Annotated in this window: 8 protein-coding genes; 1 reads left to right on the forward strand and 7 read right to left on the reverse strand. The window is 67.9% G+C overall.

Annotated features, from left to right (window positions below; all coding sequences use genetic code 11):
• On the reverse strand, nucleotides 1–1,177 hold a 1,177-nt coding region (locus tag G3N93_RS25510), incomplete at its 3' end, for an AAA family ATPase (RefSeq protein WP_307873430.1).
• 187 nt (nucleotides 1,178–1,364) lie between these two features.
• On the opposite strand from G3N93_RS25510, the gene G3N93_RS25515 reads away from it, so the two are divergent.
• Complete coding sequence (locus G3N93_RS25515; RefSeq protein WP_174986622.1) at nucleotides 1,365–2,117, forward strand: IclR family transcriptional regulator; 753 nt, start codon at nucleotides 1,365–1,367, stop codon at nucleotides 2,115–2,117.
• A gap of 32 nt (nucleotides 2,118–2,149) precedes the next feature.
• Here G3N93_RS25515 and G3N93_RS25520 read toward each other — a convergent pair whose 3' ends face one another.
• From G3N93_RS25520 to G3N93_RS25545, 6 genes are all read right to left on the reverse strand, one after another.
• Entirely contained in the window at nucleotides 2,150–3,103 is a 954-nt protein-coding gene (locus G3N93_RS25520) for a DmsC/YnfH family molybdoenzyme membrane anchor subunit (RefSeq protein ID WP_206134214.1), read from the reverse strand.
• A 39-nt stretch (nucleotides 3,104–3,142) separates the two neighbouring features.
• Nucleotides 3,143–3,889, reverse strand: a complete 747-nt coding sequence (locus tag G3N93_RS25525; protein ID WP_206134215.1) for a 4Fe-4S dicluster domain-containing protein — start codon at nucleotides 3,887–3,889, stop codon at nucleotides 3,143–3,145.
• Nucleotides 3,890–3,905: 16 nt separating this feature from the next.
• On the reverse strand, nucleotides 3,906–6,842 hold the full coding sequence (locus G3N93_RS25530; protein WP_206134216.1) for a molybdopterin oxidoreductase family protein: 2,937 nt from the start codon (nucleotides 6,840–6,842) through the stop codon (nucleotides 3,906–3,908).
• Nucleotides 6,843–7,075: 233 nt separating this feature from the next.
• Nucleotides 7,076–8,497, reverse strand: a complete 1,422-nt coding sequence (locus G3N93_RS25535) for an amino acid permease (RefSeq protein ID WP_089427832.1) — start codon at nucleotides 8,495–8,497, stop codon at nucleotides 7,076–7,078.
• Between the two features lie 180 nt (nucleotides 8,498–8,677).
• The gene (locus tag G3N93_RS25540; RefSeq protein WP_174986628.1) at nucleotides 8,678–10,093 is read right to left on the reverse strand and encodes an FAD-binding oxidoreductase; all 1,416 of its coding nucleotides are present in this window, start codon (nucleotides 10,091–10,093) and stop codon (nucleotides 8,678–8,680) included.
• Between the two features lie 168 nt (nucleotides 10,094–10,261).
• Nucleotides 10,262–10,532: hypothetical protein (locus G3N93_RS25545; protein WP_206134217.1), on the reverse strand; the 271-nt coding region annotated here is incomplete at its 5' end.

Consider the following 10,532-nt stretch of genomic DNA (forward strand, 5'->3'; position numbering starts at 1 on the left):
CGGGCAGCGCGAGCTCGACGCCGCGCAGGTCGAGCATGCCGGGCAGCGGCTGCTCGCGCTTCACGCTCGGCAGCGCGCGGCTCGCATCCGGCCGTGCGGCCACGGGCGGCGCATTGCCGGTCGAGTTGTTCTGCGCGTCGGCCGGCAGCGATTCGACGTAGCGCAGCTCGTCGTCGGTGTCGTTGTAGCGGAGCACGGCGGGCGGCGCGCCGTCGACGACCACGTACGGGCGCGGGATCACGGAGCTGTAGCGCAGCAGCCAGTATTCGGCGACGACCGGCCGCTCGGCGTCGTCGCACTTGTTCAGGAACGTGAGCCGGAACGCGAGCGCCGGATCGCGGAAAATCTGGCAGTTCTCGGCCCAGTTGATCACCGTGCGCGGCGACATCAGCGTCGACAGGTCGCCGGTCGCGAAGCCGTTGCGCGTCAGCTCCGCGAGGCTCACCATCGATTCGAGCAGCGGGCGGCCCGCTTCGTCCGCGAGTTCCGGCACGCGCGCACGCACGATGCCGATCTCCTCGTCGCGCGGCAGGTAGTCGAGCGTCGCGACCACGTTCCAGCGGTCCATCTGCGCGTGGTTGAGCATCTGCGTGCCGTGGTAGAGCCCGTTCAGGTTGCCGAGCCCGACCGTGTTCGCGGTCGCGAACAGCCGGAACGACGGATGCGGATGGATCACGCGGTTCTGGTCGAGCAGCGTGAACTTGCCATCGCGCTCGAGAATCCGCTGGATCACGAACATCACGTCGGGCCGACCCGCATCGTATTCGTCGAAGATCAGCGCGACCGGCCGCTGCAGCGCCCACGGCACGATCCCTTCCTGGAATTCGGTCACCTGCACGTCGTCGCGCACGACGATCGCATCCTTGCCGACGAGATCGAGCCGGCTGATGTGGCCATCGAGGTTCACCCGCACGCACGGCCAGTTCAGCCGGGCCGCGACCTGCTCGATATGCGTCGACTTGCCGGTGCCGTGCATCCCCTGCACGAGCACGCGACGGTTACGCGCGAAGCCGGCGAGGATCGCGAGCGTGACGTCCGGGTTGAAACGGTATGCATCGTCGATATCGGGCACGTGATCGTCGCGCGTGCCGAACGCGGGCACCATCAGGTCCGAATCGAACCCGAACCGTTCGCGAACCGACACCATGCAGTCCGGCTTGTTCGTCACCCCATCCATTGCGTTGCGCTCCTGTCGTTGCTTATCGCGCAGGCATCGATCGTCGCGCCCGCGCCAGTCGTGTTTACGGAACGATTCGTTCCATTGCCGAAAATGCGTACCGGTTCGCCGCGCCCGCCGCCCCGCGCGGCCGGCCTGCCGGGCCGTTCGGTACAATGGCCGCAATCCAGTTTCCGGAACGCCTGCCATGCTGCCCGCGGATACGCCCACGCTGCGCGCCTTCGCGCTGCTCGAACATCTCGTCCAGGCCGGCGATGCCGTGTCGCTCGCCGATCTCGTGCGCGAAGTCGATATCCCGAAGGCGTCGCTGCACCGGATGCTCGCGTCGCTCGAAGCCGGCGGCCTCGTGATCCGCGAACCGGGCCGCAAGAACGCGTATGCGATCGGCCCGCGCCTCGCACGGCTCGGCACCGGCGTGATGCTGCATGCGGGCGCGCGCCGGCTGCGCCACGCGATCCTCGAACGGCTCGTCGCCGATCTCGGCGAAACCTGCAACCTGACCGCACTGCACGACACGGAAGTCGTCTATCTCGACCGCGTCGAGGCCGACTGGCCGCTGCGGCTCGACCTGAAACCCGGCTCGCGCGTGCCCGCGCACTGCAGCGCCAGCGGCAAGCTGCTGCTCGCGCTGCTGCCGCGCGACGAACGGGCCGCGCTGGTGCGCGCGCTGGCGCTGCCGCGCTATACGCCGAACACGATCTCGGACGCCGAACTGCTCGAAGCCGAACTCGACCGCACCGCGCACAAGGGCGTCGCGATCGACAACGAGGAATTCGTCGCGGGCATCGTGTGCATCGCGGCACCGATCGTCGGTGACGACGGCGCGTGCATCGCCGCGGTCGCCGTGCATGCGCCCGTGTCGCGCGCCCCGCTGTCGCGGCTGCTCGACCACGTCCCGCGTTTGCAGGAAGCGGCTCGCGCGCTCGCGGAAACGTTCTAGTTCCCGCACGGCGTGGCAGCGCACATGCAACGTCATGACGCGCGCTGGTAGTAGATGTTCTGCGGATGCCGCGCATCCGCGAAGAAGAACCAGCGTTCCGCGACCAGCCCCGCATACTGGATCACGAACGCCGCGCCGAGCGCGACGGCCGCCGCAACCGACGTCGGCGAGAGCGCAAGCGCGCCCGCGCCGGTCAGCACGAACGGCACCGCGAATGCGCCGATCAGGAAGCCGGCCTTCACCGCACGCAGCGTGCCGTTGCCCTGTCCGTGAAAGAACTCCCGCGTATTGAACGCGCTGGCCGTGAAGCCGCGCGACTTCTGTTCGACCTTCTCGCTGCGGATCCCGGTCGCGCTCTGCACGGTCGACTTCGGCCGCAGCCGTGCATTGCGCGCGAGCGACGCGAGCCGCGCCACGCCGCCCGCGAGCGTCAGCACGCAGGCGGCCACCGCGAGCCGGCCGACCAGTGCCGGCGCGAGCCACGCGGCGCAGGCCGTCGCCAGCGTGCAGCCCGACGCACAGCCGAGCAGCACGAAATTCACGAGCGTCAGCGGGCTCGCCCATTCCTGCAGGAAGCGCAGGCACGCGTAGATCATCGCGGTGCATACGAACAGCGCGACGCTCGCGAGTGCGCCCACCGCGCCGATCAGCAACGTGCCGGGCCAGCCGAACAGGTGTGCCGCGCCATACGCGAACGCACACGCGAGAAACACCGGCAGCGCGATGCATTCGCGCGACAGCCACGACGTGCGCCACATCGCGATTGCGCGCCATGCGCGTTCGGGATGGCCGAGATGGAAGAACGACGCCAGCAGGCCAAGTGCGCCGAGTAAGACCGACAGCGCGGCGCCCGTTACGTAGAACGCAGCGGCCACGTCGACGCCGGCCAGCCGTGCCAGCGCCTCGACGATCACGAGCGTCAGCAACAGGCCCTGTGCGGCGCCGCACAGCGTGGTGAGAAAGACGACCGAAAAGGCTGGGCGCATGGGGACTCCGGTTTTTCGTATGAATGAAGGGCTTGGCGCTCAGCGCTGCGTCGCAAGCGACACGAGGTTGAGGTCGCCGCGCGCCGCGCGGGCTTCGAACGACTCGTCTTCATCGATGCCGCCCGACGCGCTGCCGCACCCGCCGCTGCTCCCGCAACCGCACGACGCTTCGGTCTTCACGCGCGGCAGGTAATGATTCGACGGCCGCGTGTCCCATTCCGGCATCAGCTGATAGCCGCCGCGTTCGCGGATCGCGCGCGACACCTCCGACTCCGGATCGTGCACGTCGCCGAACAGCCGCGCCGACGTCGGGCACGCAAGCACGCAGGCCGGTTTCCGGTCGCGTTCGGGCAGCGCCTGGTTGTCGATGCGGTCCGCGCACAGCGTGCACTTCGTCATCTCCTTGCGGCCTTCATCGAGCTCACGCGCGCCGTACGGGCACGCCCACGCGCAGTACTTGCAGCCGATGCACTTGTCGTAGTCGACCAGCACGATCCCGTCCGACTTGCGCTTGTAGCTCGCGCCGGTCGGACAGACGGGCACGCACGGCGGATCCTCGCAGTGCAGGCACGACTTCGGGAAGTGGATCGTGTCGGTCATCGGGAACACGCCCGCTTCGTAGGTCTGCACGCGGTTGAAGAACGTGCCGGACGGATCGTCGTCGTACGGACGCATATCCGCGAGACTGCCGGCCTCGCCCGACGTGTTCCATTCCTTGCAACTCGTCACGCAGGCATGGCAGCCGACGCACACGTTCAGGTCGATGACGAGGGCCATCTGGGTCATGGTGGTGCTCCTTCGATCAGCGATCTTCAGATTTCGGGCCGGCCGACGTCGCGCGCCGCAGCCGCGCGGCGAATGCGCCGGTTCCCGCGAAATACGCCTGTACGCGCTGGAGCACGCGCGGCGTGCCGGGCAGCGAAGGCATCGGCGCGAACTGCGGCAAGGTCGTCGCCGCATCGGCTTCGGCCGGATAGATCCGCACCTGCACGTCGTACCAGCCGGCCTGCCCCGTGACCGGATCGGAGTTCGACATCCGCGCACCGCCGCGTGCCGCATCCGGCAGCTCGTCGGTGATCACGTGGTTCAACAGGAAGCCGCGCTGCGACTCGCCCGCCTGCGGCCCGAGGTTCCACGCGCCGGCCGCCTTGCCGATCGCGTTCCAGGTCCACACGGTGCCGGGTTCGACCGCCTCGCTGTAGCGCGCGCGGCAGCGCACCTTGCCCCAGGGCGATTCGACATAGATCCACGCGCCGTCTTCGATCTGCTGCGCGGCGGCCGTCACCGGGTTCACGAACAGGTGGTTCTCGCCGTGGATCTGCCGCAGCCACGCGTTCTGCGAATCCCACGAGTGGTACATCGCCATCGGCCGCTGCGTGATCGCCGCGAGCGGATAGCGGTTCGCATCGGTCAGCCCGCTTTCGAGCGAACGATGCCAGAACGGCAGCGGATCGAAATAGCGCGCGATGCGCTCGCGCAGATGGTCGGGCGGCTGGCGGCCGGTCGTGCGGCCCTGCGCGGCGAGCCGGAATTTCTGCATCACGTCCGAGTAGAGCTGGATCACGATCGGCACGCCGAACTTGCGCATCCCGTTGTCGACCGCCCACTGCATGTACGGGCCGTTGCAGTTGCGCATGTACTGCAGCGGCTCCGGCAGCCGGTGGTGGTACACGCAGTTGTTCTCGGCGTAGCGCTTCCACTGGTCGGGGTTCGGCTCGCCGACGACGGCCTTGTCGCCGTCCTTGCCGCGCCAGCCGATCAGGAAGCCGGTGCCCGAATCGGGTGCGGTCTGGAAGTTGATGACGAAATCCGGATAGTCGCGATACTTGCGCTGGCCGTCCGCGGTCGTGAAGGCCGGAAACTTCAGCCGGCTCGCGAGCTCGATCAGCACTTCCTGGAACGGCTTGCATTCGCCGGTCGGCGGCACGACGGGCACGCGCACCGAGTCGACCGGCCCGTCGAATTCGGAGATCGGCCGGTCGAGCACCGACATCACGTCGTGCCGTTCCAGGTAGGTCGTGTCGGGCAGGATCAGGTCGGCGAACGCCGTCATCTCCGATGCAAACGCATCGCACACGACGAGGAACGGGATCCGGTATTCGCCGTCGTCGCGCTTGTCGACCAGCATCTTGCGCACTTCCGTCGTGTTCATCGACGAATTCCACGCCATGTTGGCCATGAAGATCAGCAGCGTGTCGATCGGATAGGGATCGCCGCGCCACGCATTGGTGATCACCGAATGCATGAGCCCGTGCACCGCGAGCGGGTATTCCCACGAAAACGCCTTGTCGAGCCGCGCGGGCGTGCCGTCCGGATGGACGAACAGGTCCTCGGGGCCGGCGGGCCAGCCGAGCGGGCCAGTGGCGAGCGGCGTGTTCGGCTTGATCTGCGCCGGGTCATTCGGCGGTTTCGCCGACGGCGGCACCGCACGCGGATACGGCGCCTTGTGCCGGAAGCCGCCCGGCCGGTCGATCGTGCCGAGCAGCGACATCAGTACGGCGAGCGCGCGGATCGTCTGGAAGCCGTTCGAATGCGCGGCGAGCCCGCGCATCGCATGGAACGCGATCGGCACGCCCTTCACCGATTCATGTTCCTTGCCCCACGAGTCGGTCCAGCGCACCGGCAGCTCGATCGCGTGGTCGCGCGCCACCGTCTCCATCTCGCGCGCCAGGCGGCGGATCGTATCGGCCGCGATGCCGGTGATGTCGGCCGCCCATTCGGGCGTGCACTCGGCCACCTGTTCGCGCAGCAGCGTGAACGACGGCGCAACGGGCGTGCCGTCGTCGAGCGTATAGCGGCCGTCGAGCGCCGGTTCGGCGCCTTCCGTGTGATGCAGCACCGCGCGGTTCGTCTTCGTGTCCCACCACATCCGGTTCTGCGGATACAGTGCATTGACCTCCGGCGCGCCGGCGTCGCGCACGAACAGCCCGAACGTGTCGGCGCCGTCGCGCTGGTCGACCAGCTCGGCCGCGTTCGTGAAGCGCGACACGAATTCGAGATCGAACGCGTTGCGCGCGATCAGCTCGTGCATCAACGCCATGAACAGCGCACCGTCGGTGCCGGGGCGAATCGGAATCCATTCGTCGGCGATCGCCGCGTAGCCGGTGCGCACCGGATTGATCGCGATGAAGCGGCCGCCCGCGCGCTTGAACTTGCCGAGCGCGATCTTCAGCGGATTCGAATGGTGGTCTTCCGCGGTGCCGATCATGAAGAACAGCTTCGCGTTGTCGAGATCGGGCCCGCCGAATTCCCAGAACGAGCCGCCGATCGTGTAGATCATCCCGGCCGCCATGTTCGCCGAGCAGAACCCGCCATGCGCCGCATAGTTCGGCGTACCGAACTGCTTCGCGAACAGGCCGGTGAGCGCCTGCATCTGGTCGCGGCCGGTGAACAGCGCGAAGCGCTTCGGGTCGGTGGCGCGCAGGTGCGCGAGGCGCTTTTCGAGCACGTCGAACGCGACCTCCCACGACACCGGCTCGAACTGCGCGTCGCCGCGCTCGGCGCCCGGCTTGCGCATCAGCGGCTGCGTGAGCCGCGCCGGCGAATACTGCTTCATGATTCCCGACGAACCTTTCGCGCAGATGACGCCCTGGTTCAGCGGGTGCTCCGGATTGCCGTCGATGTAGCGCACCTCGCCGTCGCGCAGGTGTACGCGGATGCCGCAGCGGCACGCGCACATGTAGCACGTCGTCGTCTTGATCTCGGCCTGCTCGTCGCGCTCGCGTGCCCGATGTTCCATCGTCTGTCCTCGTTCGCGGATGAGGGCGCGCCCGCCGGGGCGCACCCGTGAATCGGTTCATCCATGCTATGCCGGCACGCGACCGACATAAAGTCGCATCCTCTGATCGGTGCTATCGGTCGACCCGATAGTTGCCCCGGCTATCCATCGGATCGGGCCGGCAGCCGCATGCGCGAAGGCCCGGCGTGCGGGCCGGGCCTTCGGCGTCATGCGTTACCGCGCATTACCATGCATCACCGCGGCGGATAGGCGAGCAGTTCGCTGTCGTCGAGATGCTCGCGGCGGCTGCGGCGCGTCAGCCCGTAGGCGACAACCAGCACGCCCAGGCTGGCGACACCGAGCCACAGCGGCTTGCGCTGGTCCGGGATGAACGCCATCGCGACGAGGATGCCGACCATGCCGATGATCGCGACCCAGGTGAGGTACGGATACGCCCACATCTTCACGCGCAGCTTGCTGGCGGCCACCGGGTCGAGACGCTTGCGCAGGCGCAGTTGCGAGAACGCGATCAGCACGTACACGAACAGCGCGACGGTGCCGTACGAGTTGACGAGGAACGCGAACACGGTGTCGGGCGACACGTACGACATCACGACCGACACGTAGCCGAACACCGTGCCGAGCAGGATCGCGCGCACCGGCACGCCGCGCTTGTTGACCTTCGCGAGCGCGGCCGGCGCGTCACCGTGGCGGGTCAGCGCGAACAGCATCCGCGACGCCGCATAGAGGCCCGAGTTGAGCGCGGACAGCACCGCCGTCAGCACGATCGCGTTCATCACGTTGGCGGCAGCGGGCAGGCCCATCACTTCGAGCGCGCTCACGTACGGCGTGGCCATCTGATGCGAATTCCACGGCACCAGCGCGACAACGAGCGCGACCGAGCCGACGTAGAACACCAGCACGCGGGTAATCACCGAATTGGTGGCCTTCGCAACCGCTTTCGCCGGCTCCTTGGCCTCGGCCGCCGCGATCGTGACGATTTCAGCGCCGAAGTAGAAGCCGGTCGCCGCGACCGCCCCGCTCATCACCGGCCCGATGCCGAGCGGCATGAAGCCGCCGTGGCCGAGCAGCGTCGGCAGCACGGACGTCGTGTGCATCGACGCGGGCCACAGGCCGAGCACGTAGAGACCGCCGAGGAACAGGAACACCATGATCGCGCCGACCTTGATCGACGAGAACCAGAATTCGAACTCGCCGTAGCTGCCGACCGAAATCAGGTTCGTGAGCGTCAGCACGACCAGCAGCGCCAGGCTGATGATCCACGCTGGCGTATCGGGCAGCCAGAACTGGATCAGTTTGGCGCCGGCCACCGCTTCGAGCGCGACGACGATCACCCAGAAATACCAGTACATCCAGCCGGTCAGGAAGCCCGCCATCTTGCCGGGGCCGCGCCAGTTGCCGAACGCGAGCCGCGCGTATTCGTAGAACGAACCGACGGCCGGCATCGCGCAGGCCATCTCGCCGAGCATCCGCATCACGAGCACGACGAGCCCGCCCGTGATCAGGAACGACAGGATCGCCGCCGGCCCGGTCTGCTGAATCACCACACCGCTGCCGACGAACAGCCCGGCACCGATCACGCCGCCAAGCGCGATCATCGTCATGTGGCGCTGCTTGAGTCCACACTTCAGGTCACTCTGATTCGAGGGTTGCATGTCTTCTCCATATCCAGTTGTCCGGACGCCGCCCGCACGCCACCGTCGGGTGAACGCGGACGCCGCCGGCGACGGCGCGTACAGGGGCGCCTGCAGCCCCGGCCGCACGGATTTCTGTTGCTTTTATTGTGTTGGACAACCCGGCGCGCGTTGCGTCGCGCCGGGCGATATGCGCTACGTTCAGGGCTTTTCGTCGTTCCTGAAATACGACAGGTAGAGCATCCGTTGCCCGAGGCGCCGGAACGGCGCGAACGGGTGACCAGGCAGCGGCGACGTGAAGATCGGCAGCGTCTGGCGTGCGCCCTTCCCCGCGATCTGCTCGGCCAGCCGGCGGCCGGCCTGCTGCGAATACGACACGCCGTTGCCGCCGTAGCCGAGCGCGTAGTACACCGACTGCCGCGGGTCGGGCTGGCACACGCGCGGCATCATGTCGTGGCTGACGTCGACCCAGCCCCACCATGAATAGTCGATCTCGACGCCGCGCAGCGCGGGAAACTTGCGCCCCATCCCTTCCTTCAGCAAATCGAAGTGACGCGGGTTCGGCGCATCGTCACCGGTGATCGCGCTGCGGCTGCCGATCTGCAAACGGCGATCGGGCAGGAAACGGTAGTAGAAGCGCAGCGTGCGCGTATCGGTCAGCACCTGCGTCGTGCGGAAATTGCACGCATCGATCTCCGCGTCGGTGAGCGGGCGCGTGACCATCGAGTTCGACAGGATCGGCATCACCTTGCTGCGCAACGACGGATGCAGCGTCTGCGCGGTGTACGCACCGGTCGCGATGCCGACCGCGCGGGCCCGCACGACGCCGCCCGGCGTGCGCAGGTGGTGCACGCCGTCGATCGTCTCGAAGCCGAGCACGGGGCTGCTCGTATGCACCTTCGCGCCGGCTTCGCGCGCGAGGCGCAGGTAGCCGAACGCGAGCTTCAGCGCATGGATGCCGATGCCTTCCGGCTCATGCAGCGCGCCGGCCGCCTCGTGGTCGTTGATGAATTCGCGGCGGAAGGTTTCGGCGCTCAGCAGCTCGGACGGATAGCCGAACACGTCTTTCCACACCTTCGCCTCGGCCGCGAGCTTGGCCATGATGCGCGGACGGTGCGCGATCAGGAAATGGCCGCCCGGCTGCGGATCGCAGTCGATTTCCGACACGAGCGACTTGAAGTTGTCGAAGCCCTCGAGGATCTCTTCGTGCATCTTCAGCGCGACGTCCTTGCCCCAGCGCTCGATCCACTGCGAGCGCGACAGCCGGCCCGACGCGTTCTGCCCCTGCCCGCCGTTGCGGCTGCTGCAGCCCCAGCTCGTGCGGTTCGCCTCGAGCACGACGGCCTTGATGCCGTGGTCCCGCGCGAGGCACAGCGCGGTGGCGAGGCCCGTGTAGCCGGCGCCGATGATCGCGACGTCGACATCGAGATCGCGCGTGACGGGGCCGTCGTCGGGCGGCGGGGTGCCGGCCGTCGCGACCCAGTAGGTCGGCGCGTACTGCTTGCCGCACCCGGGCCCCGGCGACACGAGCGGATCGTAGGTCGGGTCGTAACGCGTATCGTTGGCCCGGCCGCCGGCGAAGCCGCTCGCGGACCGTTCGATGGAAGGGGTCGACATGCTCAGACCTCCGACGCGGGCTTGCCTGCCGCGCCGCAACGGGCGCACGAGGCGATTCGACTGACTGATGCGAGGCGCGCGCTCGCCGCACGGGCGAATGCTGCCGACTGCCTGTTGGTCATGCCTGTCTCCTGATCGTTCTCTTCGGGTCGATCGTGTGCAGATGCTTCAATGCGGCGATCTGTCGAGGAAAGTGTAGGCAGGCCGATTTTTCGCAGGTAGGGCCAGTGGACCGGATTCGCTTGGACCAGCGCGCGGGCGGCCGAATGGCGGGCAACCGGTGGCGGGTGACGATCGGCAGTGGTCGCGGTGCGGGCCTGACACCACCGGGATGCCGAACGACCGGCAGCAGCGGACGGACGGCTGACAACGACGATCGGCGGTGTGGGCGTTGGCGTGGACGTTGGCGTGGACGTTGACGTTGACGTTGACGTTGACG

This window comes from Burkholderia sp. Se-20378 (genome assembly GCF_017104665.1).
Taxonomy (GTDB): domain Bacteria; phylum Pseudomonadota; class Gammaproteobacteria; order Burkholderiales; family Burkholderiaceae; genus Burkholderia; species Burkholderia lata.